Here is a 25435-nt window from a genome sequence, read left to right on the forward strand (position 1 = left end):
GGGCGTAACCAAGGTGCCCCCGGCGGCTGTTGGAATTGTGTGACGAAAACCAATCAAGAACTGGCGGATCCTCACCAAGCTCCGCACCGATCCCGCCCGCGCGACCGGCCTGCTGCGCGCCTGTTCGTCCTGACGAACCTCGAAGAAGCCCGCTGACAGATGATCTACACCCGAGACATCCGCCCAACACCAGCATGACCACCCCGAACGACCCTCACGCCACCACCCTGACCAGCTACTTCAAGAGGGCGCAGCTTCACTGAAGCTCGCAGCCACGGAGCGTCACGGAGTCCACGTAGGCTTCCGAAGCTCGATCGCCGGTTACCGGAAAGTCATATTCGGCGCGGTACGGCTCCGTCCTGCCAGCGGTAGAGGTCGCGCAGCAGGGAAATCTCGGCGCCGTGATGGATCAGCTCCCTGTTGACGTGCAGGACGATGCCCTCCATGGGAAACCGCTCGGGACCCACCGTGGGCGGATTATCCAGGTCAGCGTCCGAGAGCTCGCGGACCCCCGCGTTCCATCTCCCATACATCTCATCGAGCTGTTTTAGCGCCTCGTCAGCGGTCCCCGCGTAGGCGAATGTCTGGGAGTCGACGTCCTGGCCGCCGAAGTGCCATCCGACCCGATAGCCCAGGCAGGAGACGATGATGTGCGCCAGCCGCCAGGCAATCGTGGCCACCGGCGCCGGCACCGGGTCAGGGGACGCGGAGTCCATCGTCCATTCCCCCGAACCTGCCGACATCGGTGCGGCCGACGTGCCACGTGGGCGGATGCTCCAGCAGCCGCGCACCGGTTCCCAGAAGTACTCCTCATCGGCAAGACCGTGCAGCCGCGGCCGCAGGTTCTTGTGCCAGTGCCGGTCCAGCTGGTCCGCGAGTCGCTCGCTTCTTGTCATTTCCGCACACTACATACAACGGAGACCTGGCTGCGGCCCTCGCGGACGCCGTCGCCGGCCGTGGGCCGCGAGAGCGTACCGCACCGGGAGATGACGCTGGGGGCTGTGGATCGGGTTCCGTTCGCCGCGCTCTGGTGTAGCGGGCGCGGCCTCGGAGGGGGTGTTCCAGCACCCTCCCGGGGGCCCGTCCAAGTGGACGGCGCCTACTCGCAGAAGCCACGCAAATGGTCCTCGCCGGCGTCGAGGGCCTGGCGGTCGCGGGCGGCCTGCAGCAGGCGGGCGTGGCGGCGCTGGGCGGCGCGGCGGTCGCCGACCCGCAGCACCGGCGCGAGCTCGTCCCACGTGATGGGCTCACCCATCAAAGAACTTCGCCAGCACCGGTCGACGGGTGTTACTTCTCGGCCGTGCCGGGTTTCCCGCTGATGGACTCCTGATAGATGTCCGCGTAGGTGCGCGAGTCCTTGATCAGGTCGTCGCAGAAGGCAGCGACATCGTTGCCGATGAGTTCCAGGACTCCCCTGTTGGCCGCGACGCCCTCCTCGAAGAAATCGATGATCCCTGAGAGCAGGGGCCCGTCAAGCAAGTCGATCGGTCCAACCTTGAAGAGGTACCTCTGAATCTCCTTGTAGACGATCTGATAGTCCGGCGGGAGCGCCTTGACCCGCGCCATGTGCGCCCGCCACTGCTTCTTGCCCTCGATGATGTCTTGGATGCCCACGTCAGCCTCCTAGCCGGCCCAATTTCCTTGCGACGTTCCTGTTCAGCTGCTCGCGCCACCGATCGCGATAGCACCGAGCCCCTTCTCCGCCGGCCAGCGCCGCACAGAAGCCCTCGATGTCGTCACCCAGCACCTCGTGAATGCTCTGCCCATCGGACGCTGTCTCCTCGAGCAGCCCCAGAGCACCGTCGAGAATCGGCATCAGGTTTCGACCCGTGAAGTCCCCGTAGGGGAAGAGGTGGGCCTTGATCTCTTCCCACGCCGCCCGGTAGTCGGCCGGCAATGCCCCGGCCCGAGCTTCGAACGCCTTCCATTCCCTGGTGAGATCGCTGCCTGTCATGGTCTCCCAGAAGTTCATCTCCCGCCCTCCCTGAGCTTGTCGATCCGTGATGAGACGTACTCCCATTTCGCCCAGAACTTCGCGAGTTCTTCGCGCCCCGCGTCGTTGAGCGCATAGAACTTGCGCGGCGGGCCCAGCCCGGACGGTCGCTTCGTCACCTGGACGAGCCCGTTCCTCTCCAGCCGCAGCAGGATGGTGTAAACCGTCCCCTCGACGACATCGGCGAAGCCGAGTTCGTTCAGCCGGCGCGTGATGGCGTACCCGTAGGTCTCCTCGCTGCCGATGATCTCAAGCACGCAGCCCTCAAGCGTGCCCTTCAGCATCTCCGTCAGGTCGTCCATCGTGGGTCCTCTTCGGTTCTCCTGGTACCCTGTAGCACCGAGTACCACTACACGGTACCACAGAGTAGCGAACCAATGCCCAGCAAGCTTGGTGGGGTCGAGGTCGAAGCGTTCCAGCAGAGTGGCTCGGCGGCTCGGGCCGAGGCCGCCGCGCAGGCGGCCGAGCAGGTCGATGATCTCCCCGCCGGACAGGTTCGGCCACAGTGCCACGTCGCCGGGCACGTACGCCAGGCGGCGGTGCAGCTCGACCGCGTCGTGCCAGGGGTGGCCGCCGAGGAGCTCGGCGTGCCCGGAGTCGGGGCGCAGCAGCCCGAGGAGGATCCGTAATGTGGTTGTTTTTCCTGCCCCGTTGGGGCCGAGGAAGCCGTGGATCTCGCTCGCCTGCACGGTGAGGTCGAGGCCGTGTCGTCGCGGGCTCAGTTTCCGTACGGTGCCGTCGATGCCCCTGTGGGCCCCCGCTCGGGTCCGCGTCACCAGCCGCAAAGTAACGATGAGTAATCGTCGCCACTTTGTGTGGCCGCGGGGTTGTTGGGGTGCCGTTAAGAAGCATGCGATGAGCCGCCAAACCGCATCTGAGCTGGGATCGGCGTTGTGGTCAAGCCCGGTTCCTCGCCGCGGCACGCCATCGGGATGGGGTGGCAGAGATGCGGCAGGGAGCTGACCGGGCGACTCCGGTAATGCGGTCGAGTCGCCCGAGGCCCGCTGAAGTACCCTATGCGCGTCTCCTCAGCGTAGATCCCGGCTCGCCCAGTTCAGCGCGACAAGCACGGGCAGCAGCACGGCCAACCACCCGTAGTGCACGATCTCCCAGTTCTCCTCGTCCGGATAGAGCCAGGGCCAGTACGGTCCGCGCAGAACCAGGCTCACCGAGACGATCACTAGCAGACTGCCCATGCCCGCGAGGGCGGCCGCCTTGCCCTGGTGCATGCGCCCGGCGATCGATGCCGTCAGTAGGCCGATCGCGATGCACACCGCAGCCTCCACCGCCATCCCCGCCACTCTGAGCTGTCCACCCTGGGGCAGTCTGGTTGCGGCGATGGCGCACGCCATCCCCCACAACAGTCCTGCGGTAAGGCCCCCGAAGCCGCAGCGCAGCCACTGGCGGGGCACCGGGGTCGCGTCCGTACTTGCCGTCATCTCGTCGATCACGGCGAATCCGGCGGCGGCGCCTAACATCACCCCCATCATCCTGAGCAGGGTGAAAGCGGTTCCGACGCTTAACGTGGAACCCGCCTCGATCACTGAGGCCATGACCACGGCGAGCGTTCCGGTGACCGCGAGGGGAATCCAGTCGATCGCCCGCACGATCGGCCTGATCAGCTGGATCACGAGCATGGCTGCCCCTTCACGGGCTCGGCGGTGAACTCCGGGCGCAGGCCGAGCAGGGGCAGCGCTTGTTCGACCGTCGTTTCGGACTTGAGCAGGGTGTCCCAATGTGTCCAGATTCGTTGCCGGGCATCCGGCATCGCGAGCAGCTTGCGGGCATATCCCAGTTCGGCCGCGCCGTACCGGATCATGCCCAGCTGGGACTGCTCTGGCATGAAGCTGGAGGAGGCTATCTGGATCTCCCGGTCCTCGGGCGCACCGGGCGCGATGCTCTGGCCGAGCAGCCACAGCGCCACGAGTGCCCTGCTCTGACCCCGTATGTCACAGCCCGTCCTCGGCGGTCGCAGTCCCAGCACGGAGCGAATGATCTGGGAGGCGAGCACGGCGCGATAGTCGTCTTCGGCTCCGGCTCGTCCCCACATCATGAATGTGCGGATGGACTGCTCCTCATCGCCGTCCGCGTTGAACCAGCTGTCGGTCATTTGCCGGACGACTGGTAGCCGGTCACGCTCCGCTGGGGGCAGCGCCTGGGCCACGGGGTTTACGGCCGACACCCACGACGGGATCCAAGTGGCGTAGTCGTGGAAGGCGCAGTAGGTGATGGCATCGTGCTTCTCGCACCGCTGAGCGTCTGGCCCGAAATAGCGTTGCCGGACCGTGGGATCCATGTCGCCGAGCACCGCGGCTGGAGTCCCCTGCATAAATCGGCGGTTGATCTCCTCCCCTGGAGCGGCGGCGGTCGCGGTGGCCCCCGCCGGCACCGTCACGGCCGCGGCGGTGAGGACTGTGATCAGGCGCACCGGCCTGGCCCCGTGCCGGAGCAGGGCCAGGGCCGCGAAGAGCGCGATGGCGGCCAGGAGGTAGACGACGTGCAACACCGATGGGCGCTGCGGCCAGTCGGGTCCGTGAAAGAGCACCACGGGCAGAAACCAGCTCCCGTAACCGCTCTGCTGACTGTTCAGCCATGTAAAAGCACCGATCAGGAAGGCCGTCACGGGAACGGCGACCAACCAGGGAGTCCACCTGCCGAGCATCGCGCCGAGGGCCGCAGCGAAGGGCACGGCCAGCACTCCACCCAGTGCTTCGAAGGGATCGAATACGCCCGCGACCGGGCCCATGGCCAGCCGCACCAGCAGATAGCAGAGCATGACGGGCAGCGCGATCCCGGTACCGACGACCAGGGCCGCCAAGGTCGCGGTCTTGGTCCGCTCCTTAGCGCGGCCGGGAAGCGCTTCGAGCATCTCCGCGATGCCGTTCCGGGTGTCCCGGGATGTCGCGAGGTTGGTCGTGGTCATCACCGCCACCGCAAGAAGCAGCATCGCGCCCGACGTGCTCGTCGGATCGACACTCATATCGGGCAGCCACGGCCAGGTCGCCATGAGCCGCAACCCCAGGCAGAGTACGGCGGCACCCCACAGAATCGGGCTGCGCAGCAACCTGTGGGCCTCGAACAGGAACAATGAACGAAAGATCATGCCTCCGCCCCGACCGGCTCGCCAAGCAGCAGCAGGTATCCGTCCTCCACCGTCGGCGTGGCAGGCGCCGCGCCCGGCGGACGGTCTCCCAGAGTGCGGTAGCGGCCATCCGCGGTCCGCCAGAACAAGCGGGAATCGGAGGGAGACGCATCGGAGATCCACACTTGGCTGGACGCGACGGCGGCGAGCTCACGCGGAGTTCCCTGGAACACCGCGCGCCCGCCGTTCATCACGATCACGCGCTCGCACAGAGCGGCCACGTCCTCGGTCTGGTGGGTGGAAAGCAGCACGGTACAGCTCTCGCCGAGCCGGGAGACCAGCGCCCGAAACCGCATACGTTGTTCGGGGTCCAGGCCGACCGTGGGCTCGTCCAGGATGAGCAGATCGGGCTCGCCGAGCAGCGCCTGGGCCAGGGCCAGACGCTGCTTCATGCCACCGGACAGCTTGCGGACCTTCGTTCTGGCACGGTCGATCAGGTCGACCTCCGCGAGGACCCGCCGCACCTCCCGATGGCGTTCGCGCCGATCCGTCAGCTCCTTGAGGATCGCCACGTACTCGACCAGCTCGAAGAGCGTGAAGTGAGGGTAGAAGCCTGGGGCCTGCGGGAGGTATCCCAGGCGGCGGCGCAGGTCGGTGCGCTGGCCCGGATCCGCGAACCACCGAGCCGCGTTCGACGTGCCAGTACACCAAGATGCCGCGGCCGCCGTAGCGGGAGTGCCACTCGGTGAACAGGTTTTGGTCCCACGCGCGGAAGTGGGTGGAGTCGGAGGCGACCGCGGTCGAGCCTTGCCCCCACAGGCCGGTGTCGCGGGCGGCGAAGGTGGCGTTGGCGATCTCGACCGCGATGGTGCGGGCCACCTCCGGGGTCAGGTAGCGGCGGCGGACGTAGCGCAGGTCTTCCTCGCTGTGGGCGTGCACGCCGGAGATCATCTGTCGGATGCCGCAGTTGGTGCCGTAGGCGTAGATGACCAGCATGAGCCGTTCGGCGAGCACCTCGGGGCTCATGTGGCCGGTGCCGGTCGCTGCGGTCACCTTGGCCAGGCAGCCGGTGCGCAGGATCGCCTCCTTGAGGATGTCGATCAGCGGGACCGCGCTCCACTGGCGGGCCACCTCGTTCTTGATCCGGCGCAGGTTCCGCGGTTCGTCGGCGGCCTCGATCGGCGTCAGCTTGATCGCCCCAGCCTTGCGATCGCTGATCTCCAGCCACTTTAGGGAGGGCAGCGCGTCGTTCAGCTCGGTCAGGGCGGTGGTCATCTCCTCGCGAAGGGTGTCGCAGAACTCTGTCGCATCCAGGGGCTTGCGCAGCTCGCGGTAGTGCTCGGCGCAGCGTGCCTCGAAGTCGGTGGGCAGGTCCTCGTCCGGGTTGCGCCACCGGTCGGCGCCGACGACCCAGATCTCCTTGCAGCGCAGTTGCTCCCGCAGGGTCTGAAAGGTGGCCACCTCGTACACCATGCGCGCCACGCGGCGTAGGCCGCGGGTGTCGGTGCGGTAGACCAGGTCGGCCCAGTCCTTGAGTGTGCCCTTGTGCTCGGGCGTGGTCTCGCCGAGCGGGTAGTAGGTGGTGTTGCCGGCGTTGGCGTAGCGCTTGACCAGCTTGAGCGCGTCGATGACGGGCTGGTGGGCGGTGTTGTTGGAGCGGAACTCCAGGACCTCCAGCAGCTCGATCAGGCCGCGCCGGTAGTGGTTGGTGTAGGAGGCCTTCAATGTGGTCTGCACGGTGCGCCGGTAGACCGGGCCCTTGGTCTTGAACTCGTGCACCAGCTCGCGCAGCGTCTGTTCGCCGCCGCGCACCGCGGGGAAGACGACCTCGCGCACCGTGCCGTCCGGACTGGTCAACGAGGCGTCGGCGATGGTGAACAGGAGGTTCTCCTTGCCTGAGACCCGCTTGAAGGCGTTGACGAGTTCCTCGGTGACCTTGCGTTCGGCGCGGGCGCCTACCCGGTGCACGGTGGCGATCAGCAGGTCGACCAGGTTGTCGGTGACCTCGCGCTCCCGCTCGGCCAGCAGCGCCGCCAGCAGGGTAACGGTGGCCTCCGGCATCGTACGGGCCCGCGTGCGCAGGTGCGAGGGCGATTCCACCGCGGCCCGGAACCGCCATCCGGCCAGCACCTTCGGTGCCACGTCGGCGAACAGGCTGGCGGGTAAGCCGACGACTCGGATGGCGTTGAGCTTGCGGATCTCGGTGAGCATGGAGTCCAGGCTCACGTTGCCCGGGATCGCCTTGATCAGCGACAAGACCGAGCCTTGGTCTTCGTCCAGGTCGTCCTCGCGCTCTTGCTCCTCGGCCTCCTGGGCCTGTTCGGAGGCGACCAGGGCGAGGAGGCGGGCCGTCTTCTCGGCGTCCAGTCGTGCCGCGATCCGGGCGAACCAGGTCTGTTCGGCGTTGTGCAGCGCCGAGCGGACCATTCTGGTGACCTGGCCGGGTGAGGGCGGCTCGATCCGCTCGGCCCGGCACTGCTTGAGCAGTTCCTCGCGCACCCGCTCTGGTTGCCGCTCAGCGTGTGCGACGTTGACGGCCACCAGTCGATCAGCTTGTCGCCGTCGGTGCTGGCGGCCATCGACTTCCAGGGCGCGCAAGCCCGCTGATGCGGCCGAGGCGATCGAGCAGGGCAAGGAGGAGCTGCACACCGCGCTGGTGCAGCTGGACCAGACGCTGGCCCAGGCGCTGCCGGACGACACCGGCGCGGTCCGGCTCGATGACGACGACAAGCTCGTCATCCCGCCGCTGTCGGCCGAGGACATGCCGGGCGAGGCCAAGGAGCTGAGGGCGGAGCTGGCCGGGATGCTGCCGTTCGCGCCGATCGCCTCCCTGCTGATCGAGCTGGACGTGCGCACGCACTTCCTGGACTGCTTCACTCACGCCGGCGGGCGCAAGCAGGCCCGCTCGGTCGATCTCAAGCGCAACATCCTCAGCGTGCTCATTGCCAACGCCACGAATCTGGGGTTGTCCAGGATGGCGGAGGCCTGCGGCATCCCCTACGACGTGCTGCGCTGGACGCAGGAGTGGTATGTGCGGGAGGAGACGCTGCGCGAGGCCAACACCTGCATCGTCAACCATCACCACGGACTGGACCTGTCACAGGTGTTCCGCGGCGGCACGATGTCGAGCTCGGACGGGCAGCGTTTCCCGGTCCGCGGCAAGAGCACGACCGCCCGGGACCTGACCATCCACGGCGGCCAGGTGCTGTCCACCTACACGCACGTGTCCGACCAGCACTCCACCTTCGGAACCAAGATCATCGTGCCGAGCGCCCGCGAGGCGCACTTCGTGCTGGACGACTTCCTAGGCAACGCCACCGATCTGCCCCTGTTCGAACACGCGACCGATACCCACGGCGTCACCCTGATCAACTTTGCCCTGTTCGACCTGGTGGGCAAGCTGCTATCCCCGCGCATCCGCGACCTCGGCAAGATCACTCTGATCCAGAACGAGACGCCCACCGAGACAGTCAAGCGATATCCACACGCCGGACCGCTGCTGAGCAGCCCGCTGGAACGAAGGCCTCATCACCGAGTGCTGGCCCGACCTGCTACGCATGGCCGGATCGCTGAAGTACGGCCAGGCCACCGCCTCGCTGGTGGTGGGCAAATGGTCGGCCGCCTCCCGGCAGAACACCCTGACCGCAGCGCTCAAGGAATGGGGCATGCTGCGCCGCACCCTGCACGCGGCGAAGTACCTGTCGGACCCGGCCTACCGGCGCAAGATCGCCCGCCAGCTCAACAAAGGCGAGAGCCTGCACGCGCTGCGCCGCGACCTGCACTACGCCCAACAGGGCGCCATCACGAAACCGGCCCTGGCCGACCAGACCGACCAGGCATGGTGTTTGACCGTATTGACCAACTCTGTCATCACCTGGACGACCGAGTACTACTCGCTCGCCGTGCGGCAACTACGGGCAGCCGGCCGGGACGTCCCTGACGAACTGCTGGCCCACATCTCCCCGGCGCACAGCGAGAACATCAACTTCTTCGGCCTGATCACCGTGGACGTCGAGGCGGAGCTGGCCAAACTGGACGGCGGCGGCTGGAGACCGCTGCGCCCGGCGGTGGCGGACCTGGATCGGATGTGACCTCCGCTTCCGTGCGGCCCTTTCGCGGAGCCGACGGGCTGCCCGCACAGGGAGGCGCGAGGTGCATGCCGGGAGGTGAAGGAGCGTGGGAGGAGCAGCGGCGCCGTGGCCCCGTGCCTACGGCGTCGTGATTTACGGTAGGAAGGCATCGTGACTGACGATCAGCAGCGTGGCAGTCGATGGCAGGACCGCCCACGTGTGACGCGTCCCGTAGAGATCCTGGTGAGCTCCCTGGTGGTCGGAGCGGGATTCGGCGTGGCAACCTCCCTCGTGAACGCCCTCTCCCACAGCTACGCCGACCTTGAAAACCATGCCTATACCACCACCGGGTGGTCAATCGCGGAAATCATGAGCGTGCTGCTCGACTCCGGCTGGGCGTGGGCGGGTTTGGCGGTCGCAGTGGGGTGGCTGGTCACACGCGCCAGAGAGAGCAGCCCTGCAGCGCTAGCGCTGGGCGGTGCTACCGCTGGCGCACTGGTCCTGCTTGCCGCCACGGTCGCCTACAGCATCGTGGACACCATCCGTAGCGGTGGGCTGCTGCCTTGGTACGAGTTCGAATGGCCCTGGTTGTTCGCCAGTGTTGTCTTCGGAGCCCCCTTGGGTGCTGTTGGCGCGTGCGTCAAGCGATCGGGAGCGATCGGTTTGCTCGCACGATTGACCGTGCCGGTCGGCGCCGCCGTACAGATGGTCGTGCTCCCGCCTGGCAGGAACGAGGTGGTCGAGACCATAGGGAGGACGATCGTATGGACAGCGGCTACCGCGAGTATCGGCTCAATCGTCGTCTTTTTCCTCCTCGTGGAGCGACGTCGGCGCTCTCTGGCAGCTGCGGAGTCGCCGTAAGGCTTATGCGCACTATTCCTTGTCGCTCATCTCACAGGCGGGGGCGAGGACCGAACCAAGGCATTGTCCCCGACCCCCACCCGTCAAGGGCTGGTTACCAGGCCGCATGGATCTCTGGTAGGAATCCCAGGGCATCAGGAGATCCGAGGGGGATCAAGGACGTGACCCGTCCGTCGTCGACCCTGCTCAGTGGAGCGAAGTTCCCCGCGAGCAGCAGATGGTTCCCGGTGCCGTCGTAACGGATCAGGTTCCAGCGCGCGATGCTGTTGCCGTCGTGGCTTCTGCTCACCAGAGTGCGGATCTTGCGTCCGTCCGGGACGGAGTACTCGTCTATGGTGTAGCGATGCGGTTGCCGGCCGTCGGCCAGTTGGATGTGGCCGATCAGCATGCTGCGTCCGTCCGGGTGGATCGTCGAGGCGGTGGCATCGTTTCCTGGAGCTATGACCTGACTGGTCGCGAGGGTGGTGCCGGAGGCGGTCGTGTCCAGAACCCGAGCCTCAGATTTGACCACCAGACCGAGCGTGCGACGATCGGCCGCCCAGGAAAGGCTCTGGATCTGCTCTGCGTTGGTCGTCCATGTTCGTGTCGTTCCCGCGGGCAGATCGACGACCGTGAGCTGGGCCCCGGGGCAGAAGCGCAACGTTTTCCCTTGACCGCACACCTTGCCATCGAGGCTGTAGGCAAGTCGAGTGCCGTCACTGGTAACGGCAAGGGAGCTCGCTGTCGTACCGAACACCTCAGGGATCACGTCCCGAACCAACTCGACTGGTTTGCCTTGTTCATCGACCCGAGCCCGGTAGAACCTCGTGCTGCTTACCTGAGTTTCGCGGGACCGCACGCTCTGGGCGACATAGAAGGTCTCACCATCTCCGGCGCCCGCGAGCAGGTATCCGCCGGGCTCCCGGAAGCTTCCCTCCGGGGTCGGGGGCAGACCGAGTCGACTCGCCACCTTCCCGTTGCGGGCGTCGTGGACCGTCACGCCGTCATTGCCGGCGATCAGCAGGAACCGCGGACCACCAAGGGTTTGCGTTGCAGGCCCGGTCGGGGTCGTTCCGCTTGTTCCGGCCACCAGGGCGGCGCCTGCGCCGATGACCACGACGACGAGCGCGGCCGCGAGCGGAATCGCCAGGGCGAACCGGCGCGTGGGAACGACGGTCTTTGTTCGCGCCGCCTGTTTGGCAGGGCGCAAGGTTTCCGGGCGGATCTGCTCGGCGTCGGCGGTGAGGGCATTCCGGAGCTGATCTTCGAGCCATGACGTCATCGCTTTCCCTCCAGTTTGACGGTGAGTGCCTTCAGGGCTCGAAAGACGGTCGATTTCACCGTGCCACGGCTGATTCCCATGGCTTCGGCGATTTCTGCCTCGGACAGGTCGAGGTAGTAGCGCAACACCACAGCTTCTCGCTGGCGGCGGGGTAAGGCGCGTACTGCCTCCGATACCTCCCGGCGCGTCTCGCCGAGCAGCGTGGCGGCCTCCGCCGACCGAAATGGCGTCTGCCGCTCGCCGGTGAACCTGCTCATGATGGACCGGCGCCGGTGAACCATGCGGCATCCGTTCACCACACTCGCCCGAAGGTAGGGCAGTGCTCGATCATGGTGGGTCAACCGGCTCCATCGGCGGTGCAGTGCTGTGAAGGCGTCCTGGACGACGTCCTCGGCTGTTTCCTGATCGCCCACCAGCAGGAACGCCAACCGGACCAGGTGTAGCCGGTGAGTCAAGAACAGTTCGGCCACGACAGCCTCATCCATGGCCGCAGCAGGCGGCGCTCCCTGCGGCGGTGGCGCTGGTTCTTCCACCGCTCGTTGAATCGCGAATCGCATACCTCTTCCATGCATACTCGCTGTCCAGGTTGCCTTGTGAGACGGAAGTCACATTTGCCGAAAAGCTGGTCCAGCAAAACTCAGGATCGCCCGGCGGCATCGCCCCACGGCCGCGGAAAAATGGTCGAGTAGTTGGCCCTTCGGGCAGGTGATAGCGGAGCAGCGTTGGCAGGGCGTCCGACGACTCATGCAGCCTGGGCCTGACGACCTTTCGCCGGGCCGATTCTCTTCAGGAAATGGCCCTTCCGTGAAGTAATCTGGCCGCATGCCGTCCCCCAACCCCAGCTCGGCTACCCCGCCCGCCAGGCCGGATCGCGCCGAAATCACTTCACGAAAGGTGGTCGGGCTTCCCGAACGCCTCGATCCGGCCGACGACAGCCTCCCAGTCTGGACGGAGCACTACCTCGATCTCGCCGTGCGTGGAGTCCGCTCAGCTGAGGTCACCGCCAAGATCTCCCGGCATCTGGAGCGCTTCGGTGCCTGGATCACGGGCGGCCTCGGGCATGACCGGCTTTCGACCGTCACCCCGCGCGAGATCACCGCCTGGCGCGATCACCTGGCCACCGCCGGCAACCGCGGCCGCGACAAGTCGCCCGCGCCGATGGCGCCAGCGACTGTCAACAACCACCTCGCGCACCTGTCAGCGCTGTTCACCTGGATCACCGCGCACGCCCCCGAAGGGCTGCTGCGCAACGGCGACCCGACCAAGAAAGTCGCCCCATTGCCGCTGCCCGCCCCGCAGCCGCGAGCGCTGGCCGCCGCTCAGGTGCGCACCGTCAAGAACGTCGTGGACCGGATCGAGACCTTCCACGAGCTCAAGGGCCCCCGTCACCGCGGCGCCGCCACGCCCCGGGTGCACGCCCACGCCCGCCCGCTGCGCGACCGGGCCATCATCTACCTGCTGTTCGGCACTGGGCTGCGCCGCGCGGAGCTGGTCGGCCTGAACCTGGACCAACTGAAGCCGGCCGAACCCGAGCGGCTGCGCAAGGTCAAGAAGGCGCGCCTCGTTGGCGTGCGCGGCAAGGGCCGCACCAGCCGCACCGTCTTCCTTGGCCGCGACGCCCGCCAGGCCCTGGCCGACTACCTTGACCAGGAGCGGCCCGGCGACGCCGCCGCCAGCACCGGCTCGGCCGCGCTGCTGCTGTCCGCCGCCTCCATCGCCGCCCGCCACCCCGACGGCCGCCTCTCGGCCCGCTCCATCAACGCCATCGTCGGCGAGATCGGCCGCCTGCACGACGCCTAGATGCCCGACCCCGACCGCAAGCTCGGCACCCTCCGCCCGCACGACGCCCGCCACACCTTCGCCTACGGTCTGTCGCAGGCCTCCGGCCACAACCGCGCCGAACTCGAGCGCCGCCTCGGCCACGCCAACGACCGCTACCTGCGCCTGTACACCAACCCACCCGACGACATCGCCGCCGACTACGTCGAAGACCTATGACCGCGAGACCTGGACACCCCAACACGACGAAAGCGTGGCAGGAATAGCGACGCTAACTGCGGCACGTCACAGCCAGGACCGTACGAACCGTAGCGGAAGTGATCGACAAACGGAGCCTGACGGCATCAGTGCAGGTCAGCGAAATTCGACCAAAATTTCCCCGGGACTACATGAACCCCGGGAATGATCCTCCCGTCCGCGGCCAGTTGCACTGCGGTGGCCGCCGCCTGCAGCATCGCTTCCTGACGCGACGGGCTCAGCCGCTCGTACGGCCGCCAGAGGTTCAGGCCCGCCCGGAACGGCAAGTCCACGGCGTCCCAGACCTGGTGCAGCATGGCGGCCGAGCCGGGGCCGGCCCGGGAGGCGACCATGCTGACCTCGTCCAGCAGCGTACGCAGCAGACGCAGCCACTCCCCAACGTGCACCGTGCGCGAGGGCAGCGTGACGCTCCCGGTGGCGATGCCCTCGAAGGTGAGCCGATCCAGCGCGGCAACGGCGTCCGGGACCGGGCCGGGGGTCATCGGCTCGCCGTGGCGGTGGGCCCGGCGAACCTCGTGGACTCTTTCCAGACGGCATCCGTGTTCCGCGCAGCTGATCATGAGGGGGAGCGCGGCGAGCAGGAGGATGCCGCGGTCGGCTGGGCAGGTGGGGCAGACCCGTCGTGCCGTCCGCCACGGGCGGCTCCGCGCTGGCAGCCAGGGCACCCAGCGGTTGACGACGTGGTAACCGGCCCGGCCGGGTGCCAGTAGCACCGAGTCCTGCCGGACGTAGGCAGAGAAGGCCTGCCAGCCGTCGGCGGGATTCAGGGTGTCGGCCAGCCACGGCACACACCCGGAGATCGTCATCCGGCGCAGCCGGCCTACCGCGACGCCGGTCCGCGCGGCGAGCGCGCGCAAGACGGCAGCGGGCACCTGGTAGTCAAGGTCCGCATCGCGTAGGCGCACGACGTCGAGCTGCGCTGACGCCGGGCCGAGGTTATGGGTCAGCAGCTGCTCGACCGACAGGCGGTACAGCCCGGCCAGACGGCCCAGCCAGGAGGTGAGCGCCTCGCCGGGGCCGGGCTCGGGGTGAACGGGCCAGCGGCGCACACCATTCGGCACAGGCGCGGACCTCACACCAGCTCGCGTTCGAACTTGCGGCGCCGCTCGGTCGGGCCGGCGTAGGAGGCCATGAGCAGGGTGCGCTGGTTGATGGCCTCCTCGCCGGACTCGATCGCCGCGACGGCGGCCTCGGTGAGCAGCGCGGCCAGCTCCCCGATGGTGCCCTCGCTGCGGGTCAGCAGGTAGTCGGTCATCTCCGGGGGTGGCCAGGTGGGAGGGGCGGCGCAGCGGGAAGGCGGCGGCGAAGCTGGCCAGCAGGGTGCTCGCCTCCCGGTCGGGCTGCCAGCGCGGCAGGACGAAGGGGGCGAAGCGGTTCTCCAGTTGGTCGTCGGAGCGGATCTCCAGGTAGGCGTCTCGGGTGCCGACGCCGACCAGCGGGATCTTCAGTTCGTTGCCCAGGAAGCGCAGCAGGTTGAGGAACTCGCGGCGCGCCTCGCCGCGTCCGGCCAGCACGTTGTGCAGTTCGTCGATCATCAGCATGCGCGCGCCGGCCTGGCGCAGCAGCCGCACCGCGATCTGCTCCAGTTCGGCCAGCCGCTGGCGGGGGCGCAGCGGCGCGCCGAGCGCGGTCAGCAGCGCGGTGTAGAAGCGGGCCACGTGCGGGTCGGAGGGCATCTGCACCATCAGCACCGGGATCTCCTCCCGGTCCGAGTGCGAGGTCGGCGGGTGCAGGCGCCGGAACTTCTCCAGGATCATCGACTTGCCGTTGTTGGTCGGCCCGATCACCAGCAGGTTCGGCATCCGTTGCTTGGCCGGTCAGCCCAGCAACGTGTTCAGCTGGTCCAGTGCCTGCGTGGCGCGGGTGTAGCCGATCCACCGATCCGCTCGCACCCGGGCCAGCCGTTCGGCGGCGGGCAGCCGGGCCACCGGCCGGGCGCTTTCATGCAGGTGCGACAGGTCCTCTGCCGGCCCCGGCTCCAGCTCGATCTCCGGCCCGGTCTTCGGTTCGCTGTTCACCACTGCTCGATCACCTCGAACGGCCGCACGGGCTCATCGTCCGCGCAACCCTCGGCCGGCGGCGAGGTCGGCGGAGGAGGCGCCGGCGAAGCTGCTCGCGGCGCGGGGGGCGCCGAGCGGCGCTCGACCTCCCGGCGGGCCCGGCGGGTCTTGGCCGCCGCGGTCTCGGTGATCTGCCGCATCTGCTCCACCATGGCGAAAAGGGCGTTCTCATCGACCTGGGCGCGGCCGTCCTGGCGCAGCCGGGCGATCGCGGCGCGCTGTTCCCACACGCTGATCGGCGGGCGCGACAGCGTCCGGTACGGCACCGCCAGGTAGGCGTGCCCGTCAGGGTCCAGCACACAGATCCGGGAGATGTCGCGCGGGTCACGGCGCAGCACGAACTTCTCCAGCCGATCCCGGCGGGCGATCCAGGGCTTGAGCACGTCGCTGTAGTACTGCACGTGATCGACCGTGAAGCCGGTCCTCCTCAGCGCCCGCCGGATCACCGGCAAGAAGTCGACCAGGAACGCCGTCTCGCTGGTCACCGTCGCGGGGCGGCCGCCAGCCGCGACGCCCTCCGCCCACCGCCCGGCCGGGGTCTGCCCCAGCGTGGCGTGCACCTGGCCGTGGTAGGCGGCCACTGCCAGGGCCAGCCACCGGTTCAGCTCGGCGACGGTCAGCACCGCGCTGGCCTGGCTGTCGTAGCTGCCGCGCTCGGCCGCGTTGGAGAAGGTGGTGCCGGGCAGTTCGTGCACCATCTGCATCATCGTGCCGATCAGCCGCTCGATGACGCCGCCGAAGTGCGGCATGCCCTTCGGCCGGTACGCCAGCGTGATCCCATGCTGAGCGCAGCCCCGGCGCAGCGCCTCGCTGCGGAACTCGGCGGCGTTGTCCACGTAGATCTCCTGCGGCTTGCCGCTCATCGGCCAGGCCACCGCCTCCATCCCGAGCCGCTCCAGCCACAGCCGCTTGTCACACACCGTGTGCGCCAGGCACAGCCCGGCCGACAGCGCCGAGGGCGCCTCCAGCGTGACCACCAGGCCAACCACGCAGCGGCTGGCCACATCGATCGCCGCGGTGACGTACGGGCGGCCGATCGGCAGCCGATGCCACTCATCGACCACCTCCAGATCGACCGGCGTGTGGTCGATCTGCACCTGCTGCAGCAGACCCTCGATGCTCGGCGGTTCCCCGCCCGCCGAACGCAGACGGCGCGCCCCGTCTGCGCCCTCCCGCGCCGCGGCGGCCGCCGCCGGATCCAGCACCTCGATCCTCCGTGCCAGGGTGTTGCGCGCCGGGACCGGCAGCCCGCCGGCCCGGCACCGGCGTACGACCTCCCGGTAGACCGCCGCCACCGAGCGCCGCTGCCGGTTCAGATACCGCGAACGGATCACCTCGACCATCACCGTCTCGACCGCCGCCGGCACCCGGCCGAGCCTCCGGCCACCGCTGGAGCGCCGGGGCAGCAGATCTGAGACGACGCCCTCACCCGCACGCCACCACCCCAGCAGCACGTACACCTGACGCCGCGAAAGGCCCAACTCGGCCGCCGCCGCGTCCGCGGCCGCCCATCCCACCCGCGGCCCGGCGGCCAGCCGGCCGATCACCTCGGCCCGGCGTACCGCCACGTCCCACGTCTCATCCGGGGCGGTCAGCACGCCCCGCTCGACGATCTGCGCCCGCCCGCTGTCCATGCCAGGACCTCACCGTCGCGCACACGAGTACGGAACAAAACGCACAGTAGCGCACAGGACTATGGACGCACCGGATGTTCGTAGTCCTCTGCACAGATCCCGGAAGGCCCAGGACAGCCGTGCACACGACTTCGAAAAGTGACAGGAGTTTTTGAAGGCTTGGGAGGCCTTCGTCGGCCCGTTTTCAAGATCTTCAAAAAACGAAGGTTTTCTGAAGCGTCCGCCTTTCTTGTCGGTCCGCCGTGTAGCCGTCTGCAGTGATCTCGACAAGCTCATCACCAACGGGGGGAACTGGACGCAGTCAGACCAACCCGGCAGATCCCACGGCAGGAACTCCGAGGCGCGTTACGGTGCTTGCATGCTGGTGCGGTTGCTGTGGAAGCCGCTGCCCGAGTCGTGGCCGGCAGCAGCACCCAAGCGCCCGGCTGGGCTGCGTGGGCTGATCGCCTGGGTGCGAGAGATGACCGCGGGCGTGCCACAGCGCGACGACGTCGAGCGGCGGGCGTGCTGGAGGCCGAACCGGCGGCCGAGGTGCTGGTGGCCGACGCCCACGGCCCCTACCGCAACATCCTGCCCGAGGACCTGGACCGGCGGGCCCGGCTGATCCGCGGCAAACCCCGAGAACTCGGCATCCTCGCGGGCCTGCAGGCCGGCGCCCACGCGGCGATGTTCGTGGGCTACCACGCCCGCGCCGGCGTCGGCGGCGCGGTGCTCGCCCACACCATGGCCGAGGCCGTCCTGGACGTGCGCATCAACGGCGCTTCACACGGCGAGATCGGCATCAACACCCTGCTGGCCGGCTCCTACGGTGTGCCCGTCGTGCTGGCCAGCGGCGACGACGCGGCCATCGTTATCTGGGGTTGTTCGCATCTTCTCGCAGGTCAGGGAGATGTGATCTTGTCAGGCACGTAAGGCACGTTGGCTGGTGTGCTGGCATGCTGGGGTGAACGCGTGTTCAGGTGTTCAGGTGTTCCGGTCGTGGTGATGTCCGTTCAATGCATGCCCGCTGGGCCCGGTCAGGGTGGCGGCTCGCCGTAGCTATAGATGCCCGAGCTGCAGGCCGTGAGCAGGTCGGCGCTTCAACCCGGCTGGCTGGTGGGGTATGCCGGCTGGGTGGCTGCCAGGCTGGCCAGGAGCTTCAGCCGCTCTTCTGAGGTGCTGCCCGGTTCGGCGGTGTAGATGGTGAGGTCGTACACCGTCCGGCTGGACACGGGCAGGTCGAGGGACTGGTAGGTCAGCTCCAGGTCGCCGACCTGCGGGTGCCACAGCCGCTTGCTGCCAGCGTGGCGGATGCGCACGTCGTGGGCAGCCCACTGGCTGCGGAACGCGGTGCTGAGCGTGGACAGCTCGCCGACGAGGTCGCGTAGCGCCCGGTCGTGGGGCTCGCGTCCGGCCTCGGCGCGCAGCAGCGCGGCGCTGACGGCGGTGGCCGCGTCCCAGTCGACGAAGAACCGCTGGGAGCCCGGGTCGAGGAAGACGTAGCGGGCGAGGTTGGCGCGGCCGTTCCGTGTGGTGGCAGGGCTGTCGAAGACCGGCGCGAGCAGGGCCCGGGCCAGCGCGTTGTGGGCGACGAGGTCCTGGCGGCCGTTGCGTATGAACGCCGCCGACATCGTCATCGAGTCCAGCAGCCACTGGACCGGCGGCGGGACCTGGACGTCCTTGCGGCGCGAAGGCGCGCGACCGGCGGGCCGGGCGGCGTGGGCCAGATCGAACAGGTAGGTGCGTTCGTCCTGATCCAGGCGCAGGGCCTGGGCCACCGCGTCGAGCACCTCTTCCGATACGCCGCTGATGTGGCCCTTCTCCAGCCGGGTGTACCACTCGGTGCTCACACCGGCCAGCACCGCGACCTCCTCGCGGCGCAGCCCGGGGACCCGGCGCCGGCCGCTGGTGGGCAGCCCGACCTGCTCCGGGGTCAGCTTCGCGCGCCGGGTGGCGAGGAAATCCCGGATCTGGGCACGGTGGTCGGGCCGGTCGTCCATGCCCCCACGGTAACCGCAGGGTTCGCGCAGGCGCTGGCGGTAAGGGGGTTGAACTTATCCCCCCTATAAACGCGCTCTGCCTCGCGCCCGGCCAGGCGGGTTTCCTGGGATCAGCAAATCGAACGCGACCTGCGACACGGAGATGGACCCTGTCCGACCAGCTCTTGTAGCGGTGATCGGCCCGCCCATCACCGTCGAAGCCCTCCTGTGATGCACCACCAGGACCTCCAGCACCCGGGATTATGACCATGACCGGCAAGACCGTACTGATCACCGGCGCGACCAGTGGCATCGGCGCCCACACCGCACGGTTGCTCCTCGAGCGCGGCCACCGCGTGGCCGTCACCGGCCGCGACGAGAGCAAACTCAAGTCCTTCCTCGACGAGACCGGCCACCCCGACCGGCTGCTCGGCATCATCGCCGACGCCGCCGACTGGCAGGCCACCCAATCCGCCGTGACCCGCACCGTGGCACACTTCGGCGCCCTGCATGCCGCGGTGGCCAACGCCGGCTTCATCCCCGCCGACCACCCGCGCACCATCGCCGACGGCGACCCGGAACTGTGGGCGCCCATGGTCCTCACCAACGTCCTCGGCCCCGCCCTGCTGGCCAACGCCGCCCTGCCCCACCTCGAGACCACGGGCGGGCGGCTGGTGCTCATCGGCAGCGTCGCCGGCCTGAAGAACAGCCCCGCCAACCTCTACTCCGCCACCAAGTGGGCCGTCACCGGCATGGCGGAGAACCTGCGGATGTACGCCACCAGCCGCGGCGTCGGCGTCACCCTCGTCAACCCCGGCATGACCGACACCGCCTTCTGGCAAGGCGGCGTCCCGCCCTTCGCCCTGTCCCCCGAGCCCGTCGCCGAGGCCATCTGCTTCGCCCTCGGCCAGCCGGCCGGCGTCGACCTCAACACCCTGACCATCCGGCCGATCGGCCAGCCCGCCTGAGGCAGCTCTGACACCCTGTGGCGTCGCATCCTGTCGTGAGCCGTGGTGTTCCTATGGGAAGCGAGACAGCCACCCCGGCAGGTGGCCAGAGACCTCCTGGCCAAGTCCGCGCGGATAGTCCGGCTCCATGCCCGCCCATACGGCAAAAGCGTGAGCGGCCCGTGCCCGTGAAGTGTCACCGAGCACGAGATCGGCGATCGTGCCAGCCGCCCTATTGATAATGCCCTACCGCACTACTCAACCACCGAACAAGGGAACAGGTATGAACCAGACACTCAAGCGGACGTTGCAGGTCGTCCGCAAGACCCTCACCGCAGGCGCAGCAGTAGCGCTGTCGGCGGCCACGCTGACCTTAATCACCGCCGCGCCTGCGCACGCCGCCGTCGGGAGAGTGCCTTGTGACGGTCAAATCCACGCCTGGGTCAAAACAAAAGACGGACATAATCTCTGCTTTAGAGGTACCGGCGTACTTGACGTGGCCATCTACAACATAGGGCTTGTGTCCTCAAGAGATCGATGGGTCACGGTTTACTACATCAGAAATGCCGGTGGCCCAGTGGAGGGCCAACTCATCCCTCCCATCACCAGGCCAGACCTGGGGTTTCACGTTTGGCCCGAAATGGTGACCCACATCCATATGATCACTCGAATTGCAATATAGAAATCTTTAGTTAGATCTGCAAGCAGTCCTCGTCAACCAAGCTGACGAGGACTGCTTGCTTTGTGTGCGAACTGCTGGTCTTTGCGGCCGGGCATAAGCGAGATCCTTGAGATCTGCAGGTGACCAACGTGCCTGACAACCCTAGATAACTTGTCAGGCACGTTCGTCGAAAGCCCGCTTGCCTTACATGCCTTCTCTGAACTACTAAACGATCATGAATGCTGCTGGTTGTCAGGCCGTTGCCTGCACGTCCCGAAGCGGAGCTCTCCTGAGAGGAGGTGAGGTCTGGGCCAGGTCGCGATAGGTGGGCATGCCCAGATCGACGGCGGCGTTGCGGCGGGCGATGAACCCGGTCGACTTGCCTTGTTCGCCGGCGATCCGGCGTGGGACCTCGCCGCCGCGTGGGTGCTGCTCCCCGCGGGCGCGGCCGCACGGTTCTTCGACGCGTACGGGCACGCGGACGAGGCGGCGATCCGGCGCGCCCGCGGGCTGGCCGCTATGAACGGGTCGAGCCGAGATAACGGGAATTCCGGCCATGGATGGATCTTGAGCGCTCTGACCTGCTGCAACGTCGAGGGGGTTCGAGCTCCGCCGTACGACTCAGGGCCCCGAATAACTGCCGGCCTCCGCTCAGCGCTTCCGCCAGTGCTTCCGCTCAGCTCTTCCGCTCACCCAGGACGCAGAACTCGTTGCCCTCCGGGTCGAGGAGGGTCACCCAGTGCTGCTCGTCCTGCACGGTGTCGACGCGCCGGGCACCGAGGGAGAGCAGCCGGGCGACCTCGGCCTCCTGGTCGTCGGGGCGGAAGTCGGGGTGGAGCCGGTTCTTCGACGTCTTGCCCTCGGCGACAGGCACGAAGAGCAGCCCCGGCATCCGGTCCGGCTCAGGCCGGATCTCGATGATCTCCTCAGATTCGTCGACCACAACCCAGCCGAGAGCCTCGGCCCACCAGCGCCCGAGAGCGACAGGGTCGGCGGAGTCGACGATGATCTGTTCCCATTCCAGTGCCATGGGCTTGAGCATAGACAGGACCGGCGGCCCGGCCCCGGAGGGGTCGAGCCGAGATACGAGCGGAAGCGGCCAACGGTCGATCATGTTCGTGATCTCGGAAGTGGACTGGGCGAGTTTCGGAGTTCTGGAGTGCGGAATCTCGGAAGTACGGCCTGGAATCCACTTCCGAGATTGGCTCATCTCGGAAGTACGGCTGGCCCCGAGTCGTACGGCGGAGCTCGAACCCCCTCGACGTTGCAGCAGGTCAGAGCGCTCAAGATCCATCCATGGCCGGAATTCCCGTTATCTCGGCTCGACCCGATGAAGAGCCTCTTCCTGATGCTCATGGGGCAGAACGGAGATCGGGGCCTTCCCGGCGGCAAGCCGAACTGGGGACCTGCAGGCCGGGCGGCACTTGATCGTGTTCTGAAGGGCGTTTGATGCAGTCAGCCCGTCTTGTCCCGGTTCTCAGCTTCCCGAACTACGAGCTGGCCGATCGGTGGCATGCCGATGAACACCGGCGAGTCCTTTCGTCGCTCCCTGGCGTCAATCTGGCTGATCTTGTCATCGGTGGCGGCGAGGCTGACGGTTAGTTGCTCGACGTCGCCTAGCCATCCTTCCCGTTCGGCTTCGGCGATCCTGGCATGGAGGTTCTCACGGATCTCTTCCAGGCGGGGCCGCTCGCCTGGCCCCACGATCAGTACCGGGCATCGAACGTCCCGTTGACCGAACTAACTCTTCGTCGGCGTGCGTGGCGGAACGGGCTAGGCCGACGGCGGGGGTGCCTGGTGTCCTGTCTCACCTGACTTGAGGCAGTCTCATCGATCATGAGGCATCCCACCGATCAGTCGCGGAGTTCGCCTTCAAGGAGGCCCATAAGGATCATGTCGTGCCACTTGCCATCACGACGGAAGCACTCGCGGACGCGGCCCTCCTCGACGAAGCCCACCTTCTCGTAAACGCGGCGCGCGGCAGTGTTGTCTGCTGCGAAGTCCAGAGTGATCCGGTGCAGGCGCATTTCATTGAAGCCGTACCTACACATCAGGCGCATCGCCTCAGTGGCGTAGCCACGACCCCAGACATCCTTTTCGCCAAGCTGGATATCCAGCTCAGCATTCCCGACCTCCGGCTTGGCGTCCCTGAGCCGGACGAACCCGACGGCACGCTGATCGTGGAGCGACTCGATGATGAATCGGCAGTTCTCGTAGCTGTTGCGCGGCGCCGCTGCCAGCCGCTCCTGCGCCTGCACGAACGACTCGGGATAGCCGCTGCTCATCCAGCGCATCACCTCGGGGTCGTGACTCCAGCGCCATATGCTCTCGAAATCCGTGGGTTCGACGGCACGTAGGCGGACAAGCTTTCCAGTCAGCATCGCCGAGTTCTACCAGCGTGCGATCCGGACAATCAACTGGATTCACTCTCCCTTATGGGGATCAGTTCAGACGCAGGCGCTGAGGCATCCATGTAGATGCCCCAAATCGATAAGACAGTCCGCAGTATGGCCAGGTACGACGGATCGACCACGCGGGGGTATCACCCTAAGTGTGGAAACGATCACTCTGGGTAGATGATCGAAGGTAAAGATCAACCACGCGACATTCGGGGAATGTGGATCATGTCTATCACACGGGGAACCGCTGCTCTGGCCTCTACGCGCGGGTCGGCTCAGGAGGGCGACCACAGGCTCGGAGTGGCCGCTGCCTCTCATCATGGCGGGCAGAACCCCCCGTCCGAGGCGGTGGAGGTTCCGCTGCGGGAGTTGCTCGGCGATGAGGTGCTGGACCTGCTGCTGGCCGGCTCGCGGGACGGCAAGGGCGGGCTGCGGCTGACCGGTGAGGGCTCGATGCTCGGACAGTTGGTCAAGGCGGTGCTGGAGCGCGGGCTGGAGGCCGAGCTGACCGCGCATCTGGGCTATGGCAAGCACGATCAGTCCGGCAACGGCTCGGGCAACTCCCGTAACGGGAAGATCGCCAAGACGGTGCAGACCGGGGTCGGCCCGGTCCGCCTGGCGGTGCCCCGTGACCGGGCCGGCACGTTCGAGCCGGTGCTGGTGCCCAAACGGGCCGGGCGCGTCTCCGGCGGCCTGGACGACATGATCATCAGCCTGTACGCGCACGGCATGAGCGTGCGCGACATCCAGCACCACCTGCGCCAGATCTACGAGGTCGAACTGTCGCACGAGGCCATCTCCAACATCACCGACGCCGCCCTGGAAGAGGCCCGCGCCTGGCAGAGCCGGCCGCTGGACCCGATCTACCCGGTGGTGTTCCTGGACGCGATCGTGGTCAAGGTCAGAGACAACCACGTCGTGCAGGCCAAGTCCGCCTATCTGGCGATCGGCATCGACACCGACGGCGACAAGCACGTGCTGGGCATCTGGCTGGCCAAGACCCCGCTCGATGCGGCGGCCGCCGGCGAATCGGCCCGGTTCTGGGCGAGCGTGATGACCGACCTGAAAAACCGCGGCGTGCGCGACATCGTCATCGCCTGCACCGACGGCCTGCCCGGCTTCGAAGACGCCGTGCACGCGGCATTCCCGCACACCACCCTCCAGCGCTGCGTCGTGCACCTGATCAGGAACGCCCTGCGGCCGGTGGCCCGCCGCGACCGCACCGCGGTGGCGGCCGAACTGAAGAAGATCTACACCGCGCCCACGGCCGAGGCCGCCTTCGACGCCCTGGCCGACTTCGCCGCCTCACCCTGGGGCGCGAAGTATCCGCAGGCGGCCAAGGTGTTCGACAACGTCTGGGACACCTTCATCCCGTTCTTCGCCTTCAGCCCGGCGGTGCGCAAGCTGCTCTACACCACCAACAGCATTGAAAGCCTGAACTACCAGCTGCGCAAGGTCACCAAGGCCCGCGGCCACTTCCCCGGCGACGACGCCGTGGTCAAGCTCCTGTGGCTCGCCATCATCAACATCGAGGACAAACGCGCCCGCCAACGGCTCGCCAACCGCGCCAAAGAGGGCAAGCGCAACGATCAGCCCGCCCGTCTCACCGAGGGGCAGCGCACCTTCGGCTGGCGTGAAGCGCTCAACGAGCTCGAGATCGCCTACCCGGGAAGGATCAAGTAAACCAGGCAAAGAACACTCTTCATTACTCAGAGTAAGGTTTTACACACTTAAGGTGACAAGCTCCCCCTGATCGCTGCTGAGCCTCAGGTCGCTGGAGAACGGGTAGGTCCCGAGCCCTCGGTGCCCGCAGATGTGTTGCCGTCCCCAGGAACGTGCCTGCGCAGCAGATGAACACCCACGGCGATGATCCAGGAAATGCCGGTCAGCAGTGAGAGGTGTTCGAGGAGGCCGCGGGAGCCGGCTGCCAGCGGCCGGACCGATCTCCGATCTGGTCAGGCGCGACTTCACCGCCGGGGCGCCGAGTTCCGCCTGCTCTTCGGGGGTGGGCTCGCCCGGTGGCCGGGCGGGCTATGACGTGCCGCCGATAAGATCGGTCGCCAGGCCGACGAACTCGTCGTTGCCGGGGAGGTTTGAGCACCAGCGCGTGGGGCGGGGGTTCGACGGACCCTCACTCTCCGTGGGCCATGGCTCGTTGACGGTTGTGGGTACGTTCGGGGAAGATCGCCGTGCTACAGCGGGGCGGGGTCCACTCCGGGATGGTGACAAGGACGCGGCCGCGGCCACCCACGTCGACCCGTTCACGGGATTTGGCGATCTCCTCCAGCGGGAAGCGGTCGCCGATGGGCACCTTCAGGGCGCCGACGGCGGCCGCGGCCGCCAGGTCGCAGGCGGCGTGCTGTTTGGCCTGGAGGGGAAAGTCGTCGCTGCCGAGCAGGCGCACTTTCACGTTGGCGAACAGCAGGGGCCAGAACGGCAGTTCGGGCCGGTCGGCGCAAGCGCCCAAGGTTA

General features: G+C 67.5%; 26 protein-coding genes and 5 pseudogenes. 10 read left to right on the top strand and 21 right to left on the bottom strand.

The features are described from left to right. Nucleotides 1-332: 332 nt before the first annotated feature. The 10 genes and pseudogenes from EDD27_RS17205 to EDD27_RS58315 form a co-directional block, all read right to left on the bottom strand. Complete coding sequence (locus EDD27_RS17205) at nucleotides 333-896, bottom strand: DinB family protein (protein WP_127933338.1); 564 nt, start codon at nucleotides 894-896, stop codon at nucleotides 333-335. 203 nt (nucleotides 897-1099) lie between these two features. Further along, the gene (locus EDD27_RS54245) at nucleotides 1100-1255 is read right to left on the bottom strand and encodes a hypothetical protein (RefSeq protein WP_164903646.1); all 156 of its coding nucleotides are present in this window, start codon (nucleotides 1253-1255) and stop codon (nucleotides 1100-1102) included. A 32-nt stretch (nucleotides 1256-1287) separates the two neighbouring features. Continuing rightward, nucleotides 1288-1614 carry a DUF1048 domain-containing protein gene (locus EDD27_RS17215; RefSeq protein WP_127933340.1) on the bottom strand — a complete coding sequence of 109 codons (327 nt, stop codon included), beginning with the start codon at nucleotides 1612-1614 and terminating at the stop codon, nucleotides 1288-1290. 1 nt (nucleotide 1615) lies between these two features. Continuing rightward, on the bottom strand, nucleotides 1616-1972 hold the full coding sequence (locus tag EDD27_RS17220) for a DUF1048 domain-containing protein (RefSeq protein ID WP_127933341.1): 357 nt from the start codon (nucleotides 1970-1972) through the stop codon (nucleotides 1616-1618). After that, the gene (locus tag EDD27_RS57770) at nucleotides 1969-2715 is read right to left on the bottom strand and encodes a helix-turn-helix transcriptional regulator (protein ID WP_421917289.1); all 747 of its coding nucleotides are present in this window, start codon (nucleotides 2713-2715) and stop codon (nucleotides 1969-1971) included. The genes EDD27_RS17220 and EDD27_RS57770 overlap by 4 nt, the downstream gene beginning before the upstream one ends. Nucleotides 2716-3021: 306 nt before the next feature. Then, entirely contained in the window at nucleotides 3022-3624 is a 603-nt protein-coding gene (locus EDD27_RS17235; protein ID WP_127933342.1) for a hypothetical protein, read from the bottom strand. Further along, complete coding sequence (locus EDD27_RS17240) at nucleotides 3621-5096, bottom strand: hypothetical protein (protein ID WP_127933343.1); 1476 nt, start codon at nucleotides 5094-5096, stop codon at nucleotides 3621-3623. The genes EDD27_RS17235 and EDD27_RS17240 overlap by 4 nt, the downstream gene beginning before the upstream one ends. Then, nucleotides 5093-5224: a hypothetical protein gene (locus EDD27_RS57775; RefSeq protein ID WP_277750723.1), complete on the bottom strand. Its 132-nt coding sequence runs from the start codon at nucleotides 5222-5224 to the stop codon at nucleotides 5093-5095. Before EDD27_RS57775 ends, EDD27_RS17240 begins: the two co-directional genes overlap by 4 nt. A gap of 198 nt (nucleotides 5225-5422) precedes the next feature. Next, a pseudogene (locus EDD27_RS17245) lies at nucleotides 5423-5725 on the bottom strand (ATP-binding cassette domain-containing protein); the annotation flags it as partial. A gap of 40 nt (nucleotides 5726-5765) precedes the next feature. Next, nucleotides 5766-7838 (bottom strand): annotated as a pseudogene (locus EDD27_RS58315) (Tn3 family transposase); the annotation flags it as partial. 40 nt (nucleotides 7839-7878) lie between these two features. Between EDD27_RS58315 and EDD27_RS57780 the strand changes: the two are divergent. The 3 genes and pseudogenes from EDD27_RS57780 to EDD27_RS17265 form a co-directional block, all read left to right on the top strand. Continuing rightward, nucleotides 7879-8568, top strand: a pseudogene (locus tag EDD27_RS57780) (Tn3 family transposase); the annotation flags it as partial. 64 nt (nucleotides 8569-8632) lie between these two features. Beyond that, nucleotides 8633-9166 (top strand): Tn3 family transposase, encoded by a 534-nt coding sequence (locus EDD27_RS57785; RefSeq protein WP_277750724.1) that lies wholly within the window; start codon nucleotides 8633-8635, stop codon nucleotides 9164-9166. Between the two features lie 150 nt (nucleotides 9167-9316). Then, complete coding sequence (locus EDD27_RS17265) at nucleotides 9317-10006, top strand: hypothetical protein (RefSeq protein ID WP_127933348.1); 690 nt, start codon at nucleotides 9317-9319, stop codon at nucleotides 10004-10006. Between the two features lie 94 nt (nucleotides 10007-10100). Here the strand turns inward: EDD27_RS17265 and EDD27_RS17270 are convergent, their stop codons facing one another. After that, nucleotides 10101-11267, bottom strand: a complete 1167-nt coding sequence (locus EDD27_RS17270) for a hypothetical protein (RefSeq protein ID WP_127933349.1) — start codon at nucleotides 11265-11267, stop codon at nucleotides 10101-10103. Continuing rightward, nucleotides 11264-11752: an RNA polymerase sigma factor gene (locus EDD27_RS17275; protein ID WP_421917291.1), complete on the bottom strand. Its 489-nt coding sequence runs from the start codon at nucleotides 11750-11752 to the stop codon at nucleotides 11264-11266. The genes EDD27_RS17270 and EDD27_RS17275 overlap by 4 nt, the downstream gene beginning before the upstream one ends. Nucleotides 11753-12089: 337 nt before the next feature. Between EDD27_RS17275 and EDD27_RS17280 the strand changes: the two genes are divergently transcribed. Then, on the top strand, nucleotides 12090-13067 hold the full coding sequence (locus EDD27_RS17280) for a tyrosine-type recombinase/integrase (RefSeq protein WP_127933350.1): 978 nt from the start codon (nucleotides 12090-12092) through the stop codon (nucleotides 13065-13067). Beyond that, nucleotides 13068-13265 carry a tyrosine-type recombinase/integrase gene (locus tag EDD27_RS17285; RefSeq protein ID WP_127933351.1) on the top strand — a complete coding sequence of 66 codons (198 nt, stop codon included), beginning with the start codon at nucleotides 13068-13070 and terminating at the stop codon, nucleotides 13263-13265. Nucleotides 13266-13390: 125 nt separating this feature from the next. Here the strand turns inward: EDD27_RS17285 and EDD27_RS58660 are convergent, their stop codons facing one another. From EDD27_RS58660 to EDD27_RS17300, 4 genes and pseudogenes are all read right to left on the bottom strand, one after another. Further along, nucleotides 13391-14380 (bottom strand): TniQ family protein, encoded by a 990-nt coding sequence (locus EDD27_RS58660; protein ID WP_127933352.1) that lies wholly within the window; start codon nucleotides 14378-14380, stop codon nucleotides 13391-13393. Between the two features lie 276 nt (nucleotides 14381-14656). Further along, nucleotides 14657-15109 (bottom strand): annotated as a pseudogene (locus tag EDD27_RS59190) (TniB family NTP-binding protein); the annotation flags it as partial. A 12-nt stretch (nucleotides 15110-15121) separates the two neighbouring features. After that, entirely contained in the window at nucleotides 15122-15322 is a 201-nt protein-coding gene (locus tag EDD27_RS59195; RefSeq protein WP_241564091.1) for a TniB family NTP-binding protein, read from the bottom strand. Further along, entirely contained in the window at nucleotides 15319-16998 is a 1680-nt protein-coding gene (locus tag EDD27_RS17300; protein WP_127933353.1) for a Mu transposase C-terminal domain-containing protein, read from the bottom strand. Before EDD27_RS17300 ends, EDD27_RS59195 begins: the two co-directional genes overlap by 4 nt. Before the next feature lie 504 nt (nucleotides 16999-17502). On the opposite strand from EDD27_RS17300, the gene EDD27_RS17305 reads away from it, so the two are divergent. Continuing rightward, nucleotides 17503-17910, top strand: a complete 408-nt coding sequence (locus EDD27_RS17305) for a M55 family metallopeptidase (RefSeq protein ID WP_206641466.1) — start codon at nucleotides 17503-17505, stop codon at nucleotides 17908-17910. 167 nt (nucleotides 17911-18077) lie between these two features. On the opposite strand, the gene EDD27_RS17310 is transcribed toward EDD27_RS17305, so the two are convergent. Further along, nucleotides 18078-18977 carry a helix-turn-helix transcriptional regulator gene (locus tag EDD27_RS17310; RefSeq protein ID WP_127933355.1) on the bottom strand — a complete coding sequence of 300 codons (900 nt, stop codon included), beginning with the start codon at nucleotides 18975-18977 and terminating at the stop codon, nucleotides 18078-18080. 248 nt (nucleotides 18978-19225) lie between these two features. Between EDD27_RS17310 and EDD27_RS17315 the strand changes: the two genes are divergently transcribed. The 3 genes and pseudogenes from EDD27_RS17315 to EDD27_RS56575 form a co-directional block, all read left to right on the top strand. Then, nucleotides 19226-19924: an SDR family oxidoreductase gene (locus EDD27_RS17315; protein WP_164903648.1), complete on the top strand. Its 699-nt coding sequence runs from the start codon at nucleotides 19226-19228 to the stop codon at nucleotides 19922-19924. Nucleotides 19925-20186: 262 nt separating this feature from the next. Further along, nucleotides 20187-20585, top strand: a complete 399-nt coding sequence (locus EDD27_RS17320; protein WP_127933357.1) for a beta/gamma crystallin domain-containing protein — start codon at nucleotides 20187-20189, stop codon at nucleotides 20583-20585. A 363-nt stretch (nucleotides 20586-20948) separates the two neighbouring features. Then, nucleotides 20949-21098: pseudogene (locus EDD27_RS56575) on the top strand (aminoglycoside phosphotransferase); the annotation flags it as partial. 142 nt (nucleotides 21099-21240) lie between these two features. Here EDD27_RS56575 and EDD27_RS17330 read toward each other — a convergent pair. From EDD27_RS17330 to EDD27_RS17345, 3 genes are all read right to left on the bottom strand, one after another. After that, nucleotides 21241-21594, bottom strand: a complete 354-nt coding sequence (locus tag EDD27_RS17330) for a VOC family protein (protein WP_206060996.1) — start codon at nucleotides 21592-21594, stop codon at nucleotides 21241-21243. 425 nt (nucleotides 21595-22019) lie between these two features. Further along, complete coding sequence (locus tag EDD27_RS17340; RefSeq protein WP_206641468.1) at nucleotides 22020-22268, bottom strand: recombinase; 249 nt, start codon at nucleotides 22266-22268, stop codon at nucleotides 22020-22022. 149 nt (nucleotides 22269-22417) lie between these two features. Beyond that, nucleotides 22418-22945: a GNAT family N-acetyltransferase gene (locus EDD27_RS17345; RefSeq protein ID WP_127933359.1), complete on the bottom strand. Its 528-nt coding sequence runs from the start codon at nucleotides 22943-22945 to the stop codon at nucleotides 22418-22420. Between the two features lie 378 nt (nucleotides 22946-23323). Here EDD27_RS17345 and EDD27_RS17350 point away from each other — a divergent pair, with 378 nt between their 5' ends. Further along, complete coding sequence (locus tag EDD27_RS17350) at nucleotides 23324-24646, top strand: IS256 family transposase (protein ID WP_421917293.1); 1323 nt, start codon at nucleotides 23324-23326, stop codon at nucleotides 24644-24646. A gap of 448 nt (nucleotides 24647-25094) precedes the next feature. Here EDD27_RS17350 and EDD27_RS17355 read toward each other — a convergent pair whose 3' ends face one another. After that, complete coding sequence (locus EDD27_RS17355) at nucleotides 25095-25430, bottom strand: MDR/zinc-dependent alcohol dehydrogenase-like family protein (protein ID WP_206641469.1); 336 nt, start codon at nucleotides 25428-25430, stop codon at nucleotides 25095-25097. Nucleotides 25431-25435 lie beyond the last annotated feature (5 nt).

It is taken from the genome of Nonomuraea polychroma (assembly GCF_004011505.1).
Classification (GTDB): Bacteria; Actinomycetota; Actinomycetes; order Streptosporangiales; family Streptosporangiaceae; genus Nonomuraea; species Nonomuraea polychroma.